This window comes from Stenotrophomonas sp. YJH_SMC_16, from assembly GCF_059367875.1.
Genome location: NZ_JCAFRH010000004.1, coordinates 434732 through 449976, shown reverse-complemented (window position 1 = coordinate 449976; position 15245 = coordinate 434732). Strand labels below are relative to the sequence as shown.

Here is a 15245-nt window from a genome sequence, read left to right as displayed (position 1 = left end):
AGCAGTGAGATCTGCACATCCCCCGAGGGGGCGGCAGGGGCGTCATAATAGCAGGCATGCGAGTCCTTGGCATCGAATCTTCCTGTGATGAGACCGGCGTGGCGGTGTATGACACCGACCTGGCCGGCAGCGCGGCCCTGCGCGCCCACGCGGTCTACAGCCAGATCGCCCTGCATGCCGAGTACGGCGGTGTAGTGCCCGAGCTGGCCAGCCGCGACCACGTCCGCAAGCTGCTGCCGCTGGTGCGCCAGACCCTGGCCGACGCCGGTCTGGGCGTAGACGACATCGACGGGGTGGCCTATACGGCGGGTCCGGGCCTGGTCGGCGCGCTGCTGGTGGGCGCCGGCGTGGCCCGCTCGCTGGCCTGGGCGCTGGAGGTGCCGGCGGTAGGCGTACACCATATGGAAGGCCACCTGCTGGCCCCGCTGATGGAAGACGATCCGCCGGAGGCGCCGTTCGTGGCGCTGCTGGTGTCCGGCGGCCATACCCAGCTGGTGGCCGTGGACGCCATCGGCCAGTACCGCCTGCTGGGCGAGACCCTGGACGATGCGGCCGGCGAGGCCTTCGACAAGACCGCCAAGCTGATGGGCCTGCCGTACCCGGGTGGTCCCCAGCTGGCCAGGCTGGCCGAGCAGGGGACGCCGGGCGCGTACCGCTTCGCGCGGCCGATGACCGACCGCCCCGGGCTGGATTTCAGTTTCTCCGGCCTGAAGACCCAGGTGCTGATGGCCTGGCGTGACAGCGACCAGAGCGAACAGACCCGCGCCGACATCGCCCGTGGCTTTGAAGACGCGGTGGTCGAGACCCTGTCGATCAAGTGCGAGCGCGCGCTGGAAGCGGCCGGGACCAACGTGATCGTGGTGGCTGGCGGCGTGGGCGCCAACAAGCGCCTGCGCGCGCGCCTGCAGCAGATGGCCGAGCGCCTGGGCGGCCGCGCCTGTTTCCCGCGGCCTGCGCTGTGCACCGACAACGGCGCGATGATCGCCTTCGCTGGCGCGCTGCGCCTGCAGGCCGGCCAGCACAGCCCGCCGAAGGTGGACGTGACCCCGCGCTGGGACATGGCGACCCTGCCGGCGGTCTGATCCGGCAGCGCCGGGCCACGCCGGGCGGACGTATTACCGACGCCCTGCCAACGGCGACGCCGCCAACACGGTCGTCGCCCGCTCATGGCGCTGCAGCCAGCCCAGGGTGTGCGGGCAGCGGGCGTGGATCAGCCGCCCGATCGCGGCCAGGTCGGCACCGAGGTCGCGTTCCAGGATGGGTTCGTGGTGCGCGATCCGGTTGCGCAGGTGGCGGATGCGTCCAATGTCTGCGTGGATGGCTTTCCTGATGACACTGGGATGGGCCGAAGGCGCATGACGTAGAACCCCACCAAGCGCGGGTATCCACAGGGTGGAGTCGAAGCGACATGTAAAGAGCTGCTGCCAGAACACCATTGGCAGGTTGGCGACGATCTCAGGTGTATCGGTTGCGCGGCTGGCAAGTTGTTTCAGTGCCGTGCGTGGAGAAGTACTGGATGAAGTTGGCAGTCTGCGTCGGAAGGCATCATTCCACGGCCAACGCGGGCCGTGCTGTCGGGTAAGCACAGCTGCTGAGGCGTTGCGAATGACCACCTCGCACAGATGGACCGGCATCATCAGCGCACCGCACATCCGCATGTTCCAGAGATACAGGGAATCGGCAGTGACGTCAGGGCTGCAGGTCGATGCGATTCTCTCGTAAGTCGACAGGCGCTCCGCTGACAACGCGCGCCGCAGTACATCGTATGGAGCCATGGTCATGTGCGGTGGTGAAGGAAGGCTCAATGTTCGCGAGAGTGGGCGGCGACCACCATCAGGGAACGTAGTTGTCCGCGCGGCTGATTTCCTGCGTTTCGCCTCGGGCGAATACCTGACCTGCCCTGTCGGAATTGGCCTTGACCGGCGATCTGGTCCTTGCCTAATCTGCGTGCCTGCGCCACCGGGACTCGCGGCTGGATTCCAGCTCCCCCTGGGGACAAACGGTAGTATCAAAGGGCCCTGCTAGCGGGGCCCTTTGTCTTTTTCCGGGCCCGCCCCGTGCCGGCCACCCATCGCCCGTTCCGGGCAGCGTCACCGCCGTGCCGTTACCATGGTCCCCTGTATTCGGGCGGGTAAGCGCAATGGACAAGGTTTTCATCGAGGGGCTGACGATCGACGCCCTGATCGGTATCTACGATTGGGAGCGACGGATCCGCCAGGACCTGGTGTTCGACCTGGAAATGGGCTTCGACAACCGTCGCCCTGCGGCTACCGATGACATCGCCCACACCCTGAACTACAAGGCGGTGAGCAAGCGCCTGGAGCAGTTCGTGCGCGAGTCGGAATTCGGCCTGGTCGAGACCCTGGCCGAGCGCTGCGCGCAGATCGTACTGGACGAATTCGACGTGAAGTGGCTGCGCCTGAAGCTGAGCAAGCCGGGCGCGGTGCGCGGTGCGCGCGCGGTGGGCGTGATCATCGAGCGCACGCGGGACTGACCCGGTCATGCCGGCCACTGGCCGGAAACCTCAACAGCAATGAAGAAAGGAGACAACTGATGGTGGACGCGGTGGTGGCGGTACAGTGGCTGGAAAAGCTGCAGAACACACTGGAACCCTATCCCGGCGCCTACCTGGCGTTGATGATCTCGGCGCTGCTGATCGCAGCGGGCCTGGCCAACTGGGTGACCAAGCGCATCCTGGTGCGTGGCCTGCGGCGCCTGCTGCAGCGCCTGCCGGGTGCCGAGTCCGGGCGTGGCAGCCATTTGATGCGGGTCATTTCGCGCCTGTCCAACGTGGTGCCCAGCCAGGTGATCGCCTCGGGCATCACTCTGATCCCAGATCTGCCGCCCGGCCTGGTCAACGTCATCATCAAGCTGTGCATCGTGTGGGCGGTACTGACCGTGTCGATGGCGTTCTCGCATGCGCTGGACGCGGCCAACAGCCTGTACGAGCGCAAGCCCGACGCGCGCAACAAGCCGATCAAGGGCTACCTGCAGGTAGTCAAGATCGTGGTGTTCGTGGCCGCCGGCCTGTCGATCATCGCCACCCTGCTGGGGGTGAAGCTGGGGCCGCTGGTCACCGGCCTGGGCGCGGCCACGGCGGTGCTGATGCTGATCTTCCAGGACACCATCCTGTCGCTGGTGGCCAGCGTGCAGATCAGCGGCGATGGCCGCGTGCGCATCGGCGACTGGATCGAGATGCCCAGCCAGAACGCCGATGGTGATGTGATCGACATCGCCCTGCACACCATCACCGTGCAGAACTTCGACAAGACCATCACCACCATCCCGACCAAGAAGCTGGTGACCGAGTCGTTCAAGAACTGGCGCGGCATGCAGGAGGCCGGTGGCCGCCGCATCAAGCGCGCGCTGTACCTGGACCAGCACAGCGTCGGATTCCTGGACGAGGGCGACCTGGCCTTCCTCGGCCAGTTCGCGCTGCTGCGCGACTACCTGCAGGACAAGGAACAGGAGCTGGGGCAGTGGAACGGGCGCCTGCGCGAGCAGGGCGTGGCCGAGGTCAACAGCCGCCGGGTGACCAACCTGGGCACCTTCCGTGCCTATGTGGAGCGCTACCTGCGCAGCCATCCGGGCATCCACACCGACATGACCCTGCTGGTGCGGCAGCTGCAGCCGACCACCGAAGGCCTGCCGCTGGAGCTGTACTGCTTCACCCGCAGCACCGCCTGGGGCGAGTACGAGGCGGTGCAGTCGGACATCTTCGACCACCTGCTGGCGATCCTGCCGGCCTTCGGCCTGCGCGTGTTCCAAGCCTCCAGCGACGCCATGTTGATGGCCGGGCAGCGCCAGTTGGCCGGCTCGGAGTAAGCTGCGGTGCCCCCGGCGGGTCCATACGGTCCCCGCTGGTGGCTGAAACTGAATGAAGAAACCTCTCGCCAAACGGCTCGGGATCGCTAGAATGCCGGGCTTGTAAACGTTTTCATCAAGGACTGCCGGTGGCCTCCGATCGCATCGAATCCCTCATTGCCCAGATGACCGTCGAGGAAAAGGTCGGCCAGCTGGGTGTCTTCGCAGACATGGTCCGCCCATTCGCCCCGGACGTGAACCCGGAAGCCAACGTGCGCAATGCCGACCAGGTGCTGCAGCAGGTGCGCGAGGGCAAGGTCGGCTCGCTGTTCAATGGTGTCGGCGCCGAGCTGGGCCGCCGCATCCAGCAGGTCGCCACCGAGGAAAGCCGCCTGGGCATCCCGGTGATCCTGGCCGCCGACGTCATCCACGGCATGCGCACCGTGTTCCCGATTCCGCTGGGCGAGGCCGCCAGCTTCGAGCCGGACCTGGCCGAGCGCACCGCGCGTGCCACTGCCATCGAGGCCACCGCCGCCGGCCTGCACTGGACCTACGCACCGGCCGTGGATATCGCCCGCGACCAGCGCTGGGGCCGTGGCGCCGAAGGTGCCGGTGAGGACGTGGTGCTGGGCTGTGCGTTCGCCGCCGCCCGCGTGCGCGGCTTCCAGGGCGGCGATCTGCGTGCCGCCGATTCGCTGCTGGCCACGCCGAAGCACTTCGCCGCCTATGGCGCGGTGATGGCCGGCATGGAATACAACATGGTGGACATCTCGCCGCAGACCCTGCGCGACGTGCACCTGCCGCCGTTCAAGGCCGCCTTCGACGCCGGCGCGATCACCGTGATGTCTTCGTTCAACGACATCAACGGCGTGCCGGCCAGCGCCAATGCCGAACTGCTGACCGACATCCTGCGCGGCGAATGGAAGTTCCCGGGCGTGGTGATCTCCGATTACACCGCCGACATGGAACTGGTCGCGCACGGCTATGCCGCCGACGATCGCGATGCCACCGCCAAGGCATTCACCGCCGGCCTGGACCTGAGCATGCAGAGCGGCTTCTACGCCGAGCACCTGCCGGGCCTGGTCGAGAGCGGCGAGGTGCCAATGGCGGTGCTGGATGAGGGCGTGCGCCGCATCCTGTGGCTGAAGGAAACCATCGGCCTGTTCGACGACCCGTACCGTTCGCTGGACCCGGCGCGCGAAGCGGATACCTCGCACCTCGCCGCGCATGACGAACTGTCGCGCGACGCCGCGCGCCGTTCGATCGTGCTGCTGAACAACCGCGACAACGTGCTGCCGCTGCAGAAGACCGGGCAGAAGATCGCGCTTATCGGCCCGTTCGTGCAGGACCGCGAGAACATTGAAGGCTGCTGGACGCTGTTCGGTGACAAGCAGCGCTACGTGGATCTGGAAACCGGCGTCCGTGCCGCCATCGGCGACGAAGCGCTGCTGGAGATCGTGCCGGGCTGCGAACTGGAAACTGCCATTCCGGGCGGCACCGAAGCAGCCGTGGCTGCCGCTCTGCGCGCCGACGTGGTGGTGCTGGCGCTGGGCGAACCGCAGCGCTACAGCGGTGAAGCGCAGTCGCGCGTGGAGATCACCCTGCCGCCGGCCCAGCAGGCGCTGGCCGAGGCCGTGGCGATGACCGGCAAGCCGCTGGTGGTGCTGCTGCGCAATGGCCGCGCGCTGGCGCTGCAGGGCGCGGTGCGCAATGCACAGGCGGTGGCGGTGACCTGGTACCTGGGTACGCAGACCGGCCATGCCGTGGCCGATGTGCTGTTCGGCGACTACAGTCCGTCCGGCCGCCTGCCGGTCAGCTTCCCGCAGGTATCCGGCCAGCAGCCGTACTTCTACAACCACCCGCGCACCGGTCGCCCGGAACTGCCGACCATGTCGGAGTTCAAGGCCCGTTGGCGCGAGATTCCGAACGAACCGCTGTACCCGTTCGGCCATGGCATCGGCTACACCAGCTTCGCCTACGGCGTGCCGCAGCTCAGCGCGGCGCAGTTGGGCTGGGACGACACCCTGACCATCACCACCACGCTGACCAACAACGGTGATGTGGCCGGCGAGGAAGTGGTGCAGTTGTACATCCATGACCGCGTGGCCAGCCGCGTGCGTCCTGTGCGTGAGTTGAAGGACTTCCGCAAGGTGGCACTGCAGCCGGGCGAGTCGACCGAGGTGGTGTTCACCCTCACCCGCGAGCAGCTGTCGTTCACCGGCCGCGACGGCGTGCTGCGCGCCGAGCCGGGCGTGTTCGACGTGTGGGTATGCGCCTCGTCGGCGGCCGGTGAAGCGGTGCAGTTCGAGCTGCTGAAGGGCTGATTGCGCCCTCATCCACGCATGGCGTGGATCTACGGCAAGCGGTAGCGCCGGGCCACGCCCGGTGTTGCTGTGCTCACATTGCACGAACACGCCGGGCGTGGCCCGGCGCTACCATCGGGTTCCCTGTTTCGATGGAGCGCGCGCATGCGCCGGATGGCCTGTCTGATTCCCGCCCTGATGCTGGCCGCCTGTTCGCAGCCGGCGCCGCCGGCCGAGCCTGCGGCGGATGCTCCGCCGCCGATGGAGGCCAGTGCTGCAGCGACGCCTGCGGCACCCCCCGCTGAGCCCACCGCCGCCGCACCGGCCGCGTCCGAAGCGGAAGCGTCCGCCGAAGACGCACGCGCGCGCATCGAGTCGCTGCTTGGCGATGCGGCGCAGTACGAAAAGGTGTTCAACGCGTTCAAGACCGCGGTGGTCGGCGGTGATCGTGCTGCCGTGGTCGAGGAAGTGCACTTCCCGTTGAACATCAGCGGCGGAAAGAAGATCACCGGCCCCGGTGAGTTCCAGCGCAACTACGAGAAGATCATCACCCCGGCGGTGGTCAAGGCGGTGTCCGAACAGGACTTCGGCAAGGTCTTCGTCAACCAGCAGGGCGTGATGATTGGCGATGGACAGGTGTGGTTGAACGGGCAGTGCCTGGACCAGGCCTGCACGAAGACCGAGGTGAAGGTCATCACCATCCAGTAAACGGAAACGGCCCCGCATGCGGGGCCGTTCCGGGAAAAGGTGCCGATCAGGCCTTCGGCGTCAGCTTCAACAGGCGCGCCTTGCTGCCATCTTCCAGCAGCCACAGCGCGCCATCCGGACCCTGTTCCACTTCGCGGATGCGCTCGCCCATGTTGAAGCGTTCGGCCTCGCGCGCGCTGTCGCCGTCGAACGCCACACGCACCAGCGAGGTCGACGACAGCCCACCGATGAAGCCGCTGCCCTTCCACTGCGGGAACAGGCTGCCGCTGTAGATCACGAAGCCGGCCGGCGAGATCACCGGCGTCCAGGTCACCTTCGGGGCGGCGAATTCCGGACGCGTGTCGTGGTCAGGAATCGGTCGGCCGTCGTAATGGTCGCCGTTGGAGACGATCGGGTAACCGTAGTTGGCGCCGCGCACGATCAGGTTCAGTTCGTCGCCGCCGGCCGGGCCCATCTCGTGTGCCCACAGCTTGCCGTTGGCGTCGAAGGCCATGCCGAGGATGTTGCGGTGGCCCAGCGACCACACCTGCGCGGCCACGCCGCCCTGCGAGGCGAACGGGTTGTCGGCCGGCAGGCTGCCGTCATCGTTGAGGCGGATGATCTTGCCGAGGTTGCCGCCCATGTCCTGCGCCGGATCGAACTTCTGCCGCTCGCTGGAGCTGATCCACAGCTTGCCGTCCGGGCCGAAAGCGAGGCGGTGGCCGTAGTGGCCCTCACCGCTGACCTTGGGGCTCTGCCGCCAGATCACCTTCAGGTCCTTGAGCTGGCCGGCGCCGTTGGCGTCCAGCGCCAGCGTGGCACGGGCCACGGCAGCACCGCGGGTGTCCAGCGTGCCTTCCTCGGCGTAGCTGAGGTACACAACGTGATTACGGGCGAAATCGGGATGCAGGATGATGTCGCCGAAACCGCCCTGGCCACCGTAGGCGACCTTCGGAACGCCGGTGATCTCGTGCTTCTGGCCGCTGGCCAGATCCAGGTGCTGCAGCTTGCCGCGCTTCTCGGTGACCAGCAGGCTGCCGTCGGGCAGGAAGGTCATCGCCCACGGCTGGTCAAAACGGCTGACTTCGGTGGCGGTGAACGGGCGCTGGTCGGCGGCGGAGGAGGCTGCGGGCGCGCTGGTCTGGGCGCCGTTGGCGCCGGGGTCGGCGGCATTGCAGGCGGAGGTGGCGAGGATCGGCACCAGGCCGAGGGCGAGCAGCAGGGGCATGCGGGTCATGGGTATCTCCAGGGCGGGGATGCGGATGGCCGGGCTGTCCCTTGTATACCACTGGAGCGGTGACCGTCGTGGCCCGAAGGTCCTGCGCCCCCCCTGTGCGACGGCGGCGGGATCGTCTAGGGTGGGCACGCCCGGGCAACGCGTGCCCGACTGCCTGCCAAGGATCTGCAATGAACACTGCCATGCCCCACAAGCCGTCCACCGCCTTCATCGCCGCCTCGTGGGTGGCCCTGTTGCTGGGCGCGGCGGCCTACCTGATCGGCCTGTTCAACGCCGCCACGATGGCGCTCAACGAGAAGGGCTACTACCTGACCCTGCTGCTGTTCGGCCTGTTCGCGGCGGTGTCGCTGCAGAAGAGTGTGCGTGACCGCGTCGAGGGTATTCCGGTGAGTGGTTTGTACTACGCGCTGTGCTGGTTCGCGCTGCTGTCGGCGCTGATGCTGCTGCTGGTCGGCCTGTGGAATGCCACCCTGGCATCGAGCGAGAAGGGCTTCTATGGCATGGCCTACGCGCTGTCGCTGTTCGGTGCGGTGGCGGTGCAGAAGAACACCCGCGACCTGATCGCCGCCGGTGGCGGTGAGAGCAAGCGCAGCGCAGGCGTGCCGCCGCTGCCGGAACAGGAGTGATCGATCCGGTGTAGAGCCGAGCCATGCTCGGCTCAGTCGAGCATGGTTCGACTCTACAGACGTGGTGCGAGAGCCGAGCGTGGGCTCGGCTCTACAAAAGCATGGCGTTATCGCTTCAACCGCGGATCCGCCAGCTGTGCATCCTCCCAGCCACGACGCACCGCACCGCGCGCCTGCGCCCATTCCAGCCGGCTGCGGCCACGCTCGCTGGCCCAGCGTGATTCCAGTTCGCGCTCCACTTCCTCGTAGGCGCGGATCATGTCCTGTGCGCGAGCCGCATGTCCGATACGGTAGGCAGGCTCGTAGTCCTCGAAGAACAACTGGTCGTCGTAGTACGGCTCGGCCGTGTAGCGCTCGCGCCAGTAGTTGCTGACCGCATCGCGCGGGGTGCTGTCGTCCGGTACGCGGCCGGGGATCTGGTACTCGGTCATGGAAGGCTCCGTTGTGGACGAAGCCCGATCGTGCCTGCGTGGCGGTTAACGGCCCGGTCCGGCAGCGTGATAACCAGATCAATCCGCCGGGCATGCCGCGGCGTTACCGATCACCCGGCGTCGGCATCCTTGCGCGGCAGCTTGTAGATCACCGCGCCGATGGCAAACGCCACCAGTGCCGCGGCGATGTTCTGCCAGCTGGCACTGGCGAACAGCGCCAGGCACAGCAGCAGCGCCAGCACCGGAATAAGCGGGCCACCCGGCAGCTTCAGCGCACCTGGCCGGTCGGCGTAGCGCTTGGCCAGCACCAGCACCGCAGCGGCCGTTCCGATGTAGGCGAACAAGCGCGTGGTCATCGACAGCAGGGCCAGCTGCACGAACGAACCGGACAGGGCCAGGCCGAGCGCGATCAGGCCCTGGCAGAGGATCGAGGCGGCCGGGGTGTGGAAGCGTGGGTGTACCTGCGCCAGGATCTTCGGCCCGTAGCCATCGCGGGCCAGCGCGAACAGGAAGCGCGGGCCCATCATCATCGTGTTGCTGTTGGTGCCGAGGATGGAGATGGTGGCGCCGACCGTCAGGATCAGCGCAAGCGCTTCGCCACCGAAGCCGGCGGCGGCATCGGCCAGCGGCGTGGCCGAGCTGGACAGGCCGGCCAGCGTGCCCTGCGCCACCACCTGCACCGCGCCGTAGATGACGGTGACGGTGATGATCATGGTGATCAGCGCGAAAGGAATGTCGCGGCGCGGATTGCGGTACTCGCCGGCCGCGGCCGGGATGTTCTCGAAGCCCGCGTAGGCGTACAGCAACAGGAGCGCGGCTTCGCCCATGCGCTGCAGGTCATGCGGGTCCGGGCGCTGGCCGGAGAACGCAAGTTGCGGATCGATGTAGAACGCGCCGATGGCCACGAACAACAGCAGCGGCAGCATCTTGCCGATCACCAGCACCACGCCGGTACGCGCGGCCGAGCGCACGCCGATGATGTTGACGCCGGTGAGGAAGCCCAGCGACACCACGATCACCGCGATGCGACCCATGCCGGCGCCCGCCCACGGCCAGAAGCGCGCGACCGCATCGGCCAGTGCATTACTCAGTGCGGCCGCCGAACTGATGCGGGTCAACCAGATCATCCAGCCGATCTCGAACCCGGCGAATCGCCCGAACGCCTCGCGTGCATACAGGTAGCTGCCACCGGGTTCATCGAAGTAGCTGGCGGCCTGCGCGTAGCACAGCACCAGCAGCGCGACCACGATGCCGGCGGCGACCACGCCCCACAGGCTGAAGGGACCGAGCAGGGCGACGGTGGCGGCCGGCAGCAGGTAGATGCCGCTGCCGATCACATCGTTGATCGACAGGCCGACGATCTGCCAGCGGCTGACCGCGCGCTGCAGCTGCGGTTCGTCCTGCGCGCTCAACGGGCGTCTCCACTCAGTGCGGGCAGTTGCCACTGGGCCTGCAGGCGCGTGTACTCGGCACGCGGCAGCAGGACGAAGCGCGGCGCATCCTGCGGCCGTAGCCAGTTCAGCAGGGCCTGCATGCGCACCTGCGGCATGGCGGTGCAGCCGGCTGTGGCCTCGCCGGGCTGGCGCCACAGGTGGGCGAAGATGCAGCTGCCTTTGCCGGGCTGGTTGTCCGGGTTGTGGGCGATCACGAAGCCTTCCTGGTAACGCACGTCGCCCTTGTTGTGCAGGTCCAGCCGCATGGGCTCGGTGGAGCCCTTGACCGCTGCACTGCCGACCTTCTTCTCATCGACGATGCGGTTGTAGAACGGTGAACCGGGTACGTCCATGCAGTAGCTGCTGTCCAGCATCGGCTGGTAGGGCATTGCGGTACCCGGGCGGGTGACGGCATAGCCGAACGCACTGCCGAGCGCGAACACGCCCGCAGGGCTGCGGCCATCGCCTTCCTGTTTCTGCGGGCCGTCGGCCTGCGCCGGGTGCAGGCCCAGGCCCCAGGCACTGCCAGTGCGGCCGAGCGCCACCGGGAACGCCTGTCCATGCGCGTGCCAGCCCTTGCCATCGCGCACATAGGCCTGCAGCTGGCCCTGGGTGCTGTCCCAGCCATCGCTGGTGACCACGATCAGCTGGCGCGCACCCTCCAGCGGCGCGGCGTGGACGGACACCGCCGCAGCAAGCAGCAGCGCAGCGGTAGCGAGGCGAACCAGCGATTTCATCAACAGGTGCTCCGGTCAGGAATCCAGCAGGTGGTCGATCCGCTCCAGGTTCACCGCCAGCTGCTGCTGGCGATCCGGATTGGTGTGGCAGAGCAGCACGAACAGGAAATCGAGCAGGGCGTGCATGGCGCTACGGTACAGCAGCTGCGCGACCTGCGGCGTGCGATCGTGCGCACACACCACCAGCGCAGCATCAGCATGCGCGCGCAGCGGGTTGGCGGTGTGGCGGGTGATGGAAATCACCTTGCCACCCATGTCCTGGAACTGCCGTGACAGCTGCGAAAGCTGGGGCAGGTTGCCGAACTCGGAGAACATCAGCAGCGCATCGCCCGGGCGTGCGGCCGACAGATTGGCCAGCATCAGGATCGGGTCGGTATGCGGCACTACCAGCAGGCCGAGCAGTGACAGCCGCATGGCGAACTCGCGGGCGAACAGGCCATCGTCACCCAGGCCATGGACGAACAGCTTCGGTGCGCCGTCGAGCAGCTGCACGATGCGCTCGATTTCCTCGCGTGGGTTGGCCTGGCGGGTTTCCTCTTCGGCCTGCGCCTTGCTGCGGCGCAGGGCGTCGCCCAGGCGCAGGTAGTCATCGCCGCTGTCGGGTTCGCTGGGGGCCTGTTGTGGATTGGCACCGGCGCGAGCCACATCCTGGCCGATCGAGTACTTCAGGTCCGGGTAGCCCTTGAAGCCGAGCTTCTGGCTGAACTTCACCACGCTGGACTGGCTGATGCCCAACGCGCTGGCCAGCTGCTGGGACGAGTAGTCGCGCAGCAGGTGGGCGTTGTCGAGGATGAAGTCGGCGATACGGCGCTCGATGGCCGACATCTGCCCGCGCTCGGAACGGATCTTCAGCAGGGGCGGCATGCGGGGTGTCCGGGTGTCTGCAAAGGCGTTGCGGTTGACCGCGTAAAGCGAATTATGGGGTGGGTCGGGCGGGTGGGGATTGCGGGGGACGCCGCAAGTACGTCCGTGTAGGCTTGGCCGCCGCATCCATGCGGCGGACACCCCCGCAAGCCCCACCCGCCCGACCCCGGACACATCGCGCGCGCGCCAGCCGCGAAGGGGTTACGGGGTAGGGCAAAAACAAGCGCTTCCACGCGTGGTGTGGATCTAATAGGTGCAGCTGTTGCATTGGACGTTGAGTCCGCCTTCAAGCGAGCCGAGCACCGCAGGTCCGGCGAGGGCGAAGAGGCGCGGGTGTCTGAGCGTAGCGAGTTCCCGCGCCGTCCCTCGACGGGCCGAGGAGCGCAGGGAACCGGTGCATAGCACCGGCTCGCAGCCGGCGGAGCGTGTCTTCTGGTTGCTTTTCTTTTCGCGAAAAGAAAAGTAACGCCCGACCCAACGTCAGTGGCACGCCAGGCCAGCCGCAAGGCAGAAGTCACCCCAGCATCTCCAGCCCACGCACTTCGGTGATGCCCAACCCCGGCACGTCGCTGATGCTGATCTCCGATTCGTTGAAATGCACGCCGCCGCTGACCGGGTCGAACTGGCCCAGCGAGGGGCCGTCGAGGTCGACCTTGGTGATCACATCGCTCTTGGCCACCGCCAGGTGCACGGCGGCGGCGACGCTGATGCTGGATTCAATCATGCAGCCGATCATGCACGGCACGCCGTAGATGCCGGCGATGTCGGCAATGCGGATCGCGTTGGACAGGCCGCCGGTCTTCATCAGCTTGATGTTGATGATGTCGGCGGCGCGCTGCTGGATCAGATCCATCACCTGGCTGGGGCTGAACACGCTTTCGTCGGCCATCACCGGGGTGTTGACCCGGTCGGTGACGTACTTCAGGCCGCTGATGTCGGCGGCCTTGACCGGTTGCTCCAGCAGCTCCAGCACCACGCCGGCTTCTTCCAGCGTGCGCATCGCATGCACCGCCTGCTTGGCGGTCCAGCCCTGGTTGGCGTCCAGGCGCAGCAGGGCGCGGCCTTCCACCGCCGCATGGATCGCCTTGACCCGTTCGATGTCCAGGCCGATGTCCTTGCCGACTTTGATTTTCAGCGACTCGAAGCCGCGCTCGATCGCCGACAGCGAATCGGCCACCATCTTGTCGATGTAGTCCACGCTGATGGTGATGTCGGTGGTAATCACCGGGTCGCCGCCACCGAGCATCTGATATAGCGGCGCACCGTGCAGCTGCGCCCACAGGTCGTACAGCGCGATTTCCACCGCGGCCTTGGCGCTGGTGTTGCGCTCCATCGCGGTCTGCACCAGCGTGCACAGATGGTTGAGGTTGACCACGTCCTGGCCGATCAGACGCGGGGCGATGAAGTGGCGGATCGCTTCGATGATCGAGCCGTGCGTGTCACCGGTGATCACTGCGGTGGCGGGGGCTTCGCCGTAGCCGGTGTGGCCGGTGTCGGTGCGGATCAGCACCACCACGTCTTCCACGGTTTCCACCGTGCGCAGGGCAGTCTTGAACGGCGTCTTCAGCGGCACGCGCAGCATGCCCAGTTCGATGGCAGTGATCTTCATTCAGGAGTCTTGGCCCGCAGGCGCTGGATGTTGGTGATGCGGTCGATGTAGCGGACGGTATCGCTGGCCATCATCGGCTCCAGCGGCGTGACCGAAACACCATTGAGGTGGGCCTGCACGCGCGTGCCGTCGGTACCGAACCAGCTGCCGCCCGCCGTATCGTGGATCACCCAGGTGCGGCCGTCGACATGGCCGATGGCCATCATCACGTGCCCGGGAATGTAGACGAGGTCGCCCACCTGCAGGTCGGTGACGGCGCGGTCGCGTACCGCTTTGCCGTCCTTGCCGGTGAAGGGCAGGCGATCCAGCGCGGGGCTGACCGCCTGTGCACTGGTATTGCGCGGCAGCAGCACGCCGAAGCTGCGGTAGATCTCGGAAACGAACCCGCTGCAGTCGCGGGTGTCGTAGTCGTGGCCCCATCCGTAGCGTTCGCCCAGGAACTTGAAAGCCTGCTGCAGCAGCAGGCGCGGGGTCAGCGGCAGGTAGTCGGCGGCGGTGTCCTGCGAGCGCGGCAGCAGCGCCGGCACCAGCTTCAGGCGCCCGTTGGCCTCGCGCACCGGCAGCTGCACCACCCACGACGCGTGCGCCTGCTGGCCGTTCACGGGTTCTGAAGCGGGCCAGTCGGCCAGCACCGGCAGGCGCACGCCCATGTCCAGCTGCAGGCGCGAGACGCGCGGTTCCTCCGGGGTGTAGGCGGTCTGCGCGGTGGCGCCGGTGACGATGCGGTACGGGCCCTTCGTGCCATAGCCGAGCACCGTGGCCTTGTCGCCGCTGGCGATGGCATCGGCCTCGATCCATGCGCTGTAGCGCTCGCAGTGCACGAACAGCCAACGGCCATCGGTACTGCGATGGACCACCGCGACCTTGTCGCCGGGGAACAGTGCCGATTCCTGGAAGCGGTCGATGTCGGTGTCACCGGCAGTGCTGAAGACCCGCTCGCGGGTGGGGAAGGTACGCAGTGCCGCGCGCTTCACCACCAGCCCGTAGGCCGGTGCCACCTGGGCAGGAATCGCATCGAGGCCGAGGTTGGCTTCGATCGCGCTGCGCAGTGCGGTCGCGATCGCCTGGCCCTTGTCGTTGTAGAGGGCGCGGGTGGGCCAACTCGACAGCGCGGTGATGCTGGCACGCACCGTCGCTGCATCAAGCTGGGCGGGCAGTGCGGCGATGTCCTGGATGTGGCTGTCCTGTGCCCGCATCCGCGCGTTCTGTGCCTCGATCTGCGCGCGGTCCAGAATCGGCGCATCGGCGTTGCCCAGGCGCGCGGCCCAGTACTGCGGGGTCAGGTAGGCCTCGTGCAGGCCGATCACATAGGGCAGCGGTGCGCCGGGATCGGGTGCCACGGCAGGCTGTGCAAAGGCCGGGGCGGCCAGCAGGCACAGGGCCAGGGTCAACCGGCGCGGCCAACGCCGGCGCGGTTCGCGGGAAGCCAGGCTCATGCGGTGCACACCCTCCTCGAATGCCTGTTGGAATATTTATTCCTTTTGGCTTCGAAATCAAGAATAAATTATTGACCG

The 15245-nt window shown here is 67.2% G+C and carries 14 protein-coding genes; 6 read left to right on the top strand and 8 right to left on the bottom strand.

All coding sequences use genetic code 11. From position 1 onward, the window contains the following. The first annotated feature begins 56 nt into the window (after window positions 1-56). Entirely contained in the window at window positions 57-1082 is a 1026-nt protein-coding gene (gene tsaD, locus AC5P6E_RS11875) for a tRNA (adenosine(37)-N6)-threonylcarbamoyltransferase complex transferase subunit TsaD (RefSeq protein ID WP_010484223.1), read from the top strand. A gap of 33 nt (window positions 1083-1115) precedes the next feature. On the opposite strand, the gene AC5P6E_RS11870 is transcribed toward tsaD, so the two are convergent. Next, window positions 1116-1781, bottom strand: coding sequence for a hypothetical protein (locus AC5P6E_RS11870; protein ID WP_495230982.1), 666 nt, complete (start codon window positions 1779-1781; stop codon window positions 1116-1118). A gap of 359 nt (window positions 1782-2140) precedes the next feature. Between AC5P6E_RS11870 and folB the strand changes: the two genes are divergently transcribed. The 4 genes from folB (at window position 2141) to AC5P6E_RS11850 (ending at window position 6815) form a co-directional block, all read left to right on the top strand. Beyond that, window positions 2141-2494, top strand: coding sequence for a dihydroneopterin aldolase (folB, locus tag AC5P6E_RS11865; RefSeq protein ID WP_005407807.1), 354 nt, complete (start codon window positions 2141-2143; stop codon window positions 2492-2494). Window positions 2495-2553: 59 nt separating this feature from the next. Then, entirely contained in the window at window positions 2554-3825 is a 1272-nt protein-coding gene (locus tag AC5P6E_RS11860; protein ID WP_049454520.1) for a mechanosensitive ion channel family protein, read from the top strand. Window positions 3826-3953: 128 nt separating this feature from the next. Next, complete coding sequence (locus AC5P6E_RS11855) at window positions 3954-6128, top strand: glycoside hydrolase family 3 N-terminal domain-containing protein (RefSeq protein ID WP_313208607.1); 2175 nt, start codon at window positions 3954-3956, stop codon at window positions 6126-6128. A 144-nt stretch (window positions 6129-6272) separates the two neighbouring features. Continuing rightward, entirely contained in the window at window positions 6273-6815 is a 543-nt protein-coding gene (locus AC5P6E_RS11850; RefSeq protein ID WP_313208606.1) for a hypothetical protein, read from the top strand. A 46-nt stretch (window positions 6816-6861) separates the two neighbouring features. Here the strand turns inward: AC5P6E_RS11850 and AC5P6E_RS11845 are convergent, their stop codons facing one another. Beyond that, a complete protein-coding gene (locus AC5P6E_RS11845; protein ID WP_019336754.1) occupies window positions 6862-8031 on the bottom strand; it encodes a PQQ-dependent sugar dehydrogenase in 1170 nt (389 codons plus the stop codon). 170 nt (window positions 8032-8201) lie between these two features. Between AC5P6E_RS11845 and yiaA the strand changes: the two genes are divergently transcribed. Next, entirely contained in the window at window positions 8202-8657 is a 456-nt protein-coding gene (gene yiaA, locus AC5P6E_RS11840; RefSeq protein WP_010484216.1) for an inner membrane protein YiaA, read from the top strand. Between the two features lie 107 nt (window positions 8658-8764). Here yiaA and AC5P6E_RS11835 read toward each other — a convergent pair whose 3' ends face one another. The 6 genes from AC5P6E_RS11835 to AC5P6E_RS11810 form a co-directional block, all read right to left on the bottom strand. Further along, window positions 8765-9088 carry a hypothetical protein gene (locus AC5P6E_RS11835; RefSeq protein ID WP_019336755.1) on the bottom strand — a complete coding sequence of 108 codons (324 nt, stop codon included), beginning with the start codon at window positions 9086-9088 and terminating at the stop codon, window positions 8765-8767. 110 nt (window positions 9089-9198) lie between these two features. Then, window positions 9199-10500 (bottom strand): APC family permease, encoded by a 1302-nt coding sequence (locus AC5P6E_RS11830; protein WP_010484214.1) that lies wholly within the window; start codon window positions 10498-10500, stop codon window positions 9199-9201. Then, window positions 10497-11258: a L,D-transpeptidase family protein gene (locus AC5P6E_RS11825; RefSeq protein WP_019336757.1), complete on the bottom strand. Its 762-nt coding sequence runs from the start codon at window positions 11256-11258 to the stop codon at window positions 10497-10499. The genes AC5P6E_RS11830 and AC5P6E_RS11825 overlap by 4 nt, the downstream gene beginning before the upstream one ends. Window positions 11259-11273: 15 nt before the next feature. Continuing rightward, window positions 11274-12122 carry a MurR/RpiR family transcriptional regulator gene (locus AC5P6E_RS11820; protein WP_010484212.1) on the bottom strand — a complete coding sequence of 283 codons (849 nt, stop codon included), beginning with the start codon at window positions 12120-12122 and terminating at the stop codon, window positions 11274-11276. Window positions 12123-12636: 514 nt separating this feature from the next. Beyond that, window positions 12637-13731 (bottom strand): dipeptide epimerase, encoded by a 1095-nt coding sequence (locus tag AC5P6E_RS11815; RefSeq protein WP_012478950.1) that lies wholly within the window; start codon window positions 13729-13731, stop codon window positions 12637-12639. After that, window positions 13728-15167 carry an SH3 domain-containing protein gene (locus AC5P6E_RS11810; protein WP_329835752.1) on the bottom strand — a complete coding sequence of 480 codons (1440 nt, stop codon included), beginning with the start codon at window positions 15165-15167 and terminating at the stop codon, window positions 13728-13730. The genes AC5P6E_RS11815 and AC5P6E_RS11810 overlap by 4 nt, the downstream gene beginning before the upstream one ends. Window positions 15168-15245 lie beyond the last annotated feature (78 nt).

Bases quoted from the DNA above. Each gene is read 5' to 3' on its own strand.
- tsaD (WP_010484223.1), top strand. From the start codon at position 57: ATGCGAGTCCTTGGCATCGAATCTTCCTGTGATGAGACCGGCGTGGCG.
- AC5P6E_RS11870 (WP_495230982.1), bottom strand. From the start codon at position 1,781: ATGACCATGGCTCCATACGATGTACTGCGGCGCGCGTTGTCAGCGGAG.
- folB (WP_005407807.1), top strand. From the start codon at position 2,141: ATGGACAAGGTTTTCATCGAGGGGCTGACGATCGACGCCCTGATCGGT.
- AC5P6E_RS11860 (WP_049454520.1), top strand. From the start codon at position 2,554: ATGGTGGACGCGGTGGTGGCGGTACAGTGGCTGGAAAAGCTGCAGAAC.
- AC5P6E_RS11850 (WP_313208606.1), top strand. From the start codon at position 6,273: ATGCGCCGGATGGCCTGTCTGATTCCCGCCCTGATGCTGGCCGCCTGT.
- AC5P6E_RS11845 (WP_019336754.1), bottom strand. From the start codon at position 8,031: ATGACCCGCATGCCCCTGCTGCTCGCCCTCGGCCTGGTGCCGATCCTC.
- yiaA (WP_010484216.1), top strand. From the start codon at position 8,202: ATGAACACTGCCATGCCCCACAAGCCGTCCACCGCCTTCATCGCCGCC.
- AC5P6E_RS11835 (WP_019336755.1), bottom strand. From the start codon at position 9,088: ATGACCGAGTACCAGATCCCCGGCCGCGTACCGGACGACAGCACCCCG.
- AC5P6E_RS11825 (WP_019336757.1), bottom strand. From the start codon at position 11,258: ATGAAATCGCTGGTTCGCCTCGCTACCGCTGCGCTGCTGCTTGCTGCG.
- AC5P6E_RS11820 (WP_010484212.1), bottom strand. From the start codon at position 12,122: ATGCCGCCCCTGCTGAAGATCCGTTCCGAGCGCGGGCAGATGTCGGCC.
- AC5P6E_RS11815 (WP_012478950.1), bottom strand. From the start codon at position 13,731: ATGAAGATCACTGCCATCGAACTGGGCATGCTGCGCGTGCCGCTGAAG.
- AC5P6E_RS11810 (WP_329835752.1), bottom strand. From the start codon at position 15,167: ATGAGCCTGGCTTCCCGCGAACCGCGCCGGCGTTGGCCGCGCCGGTTG.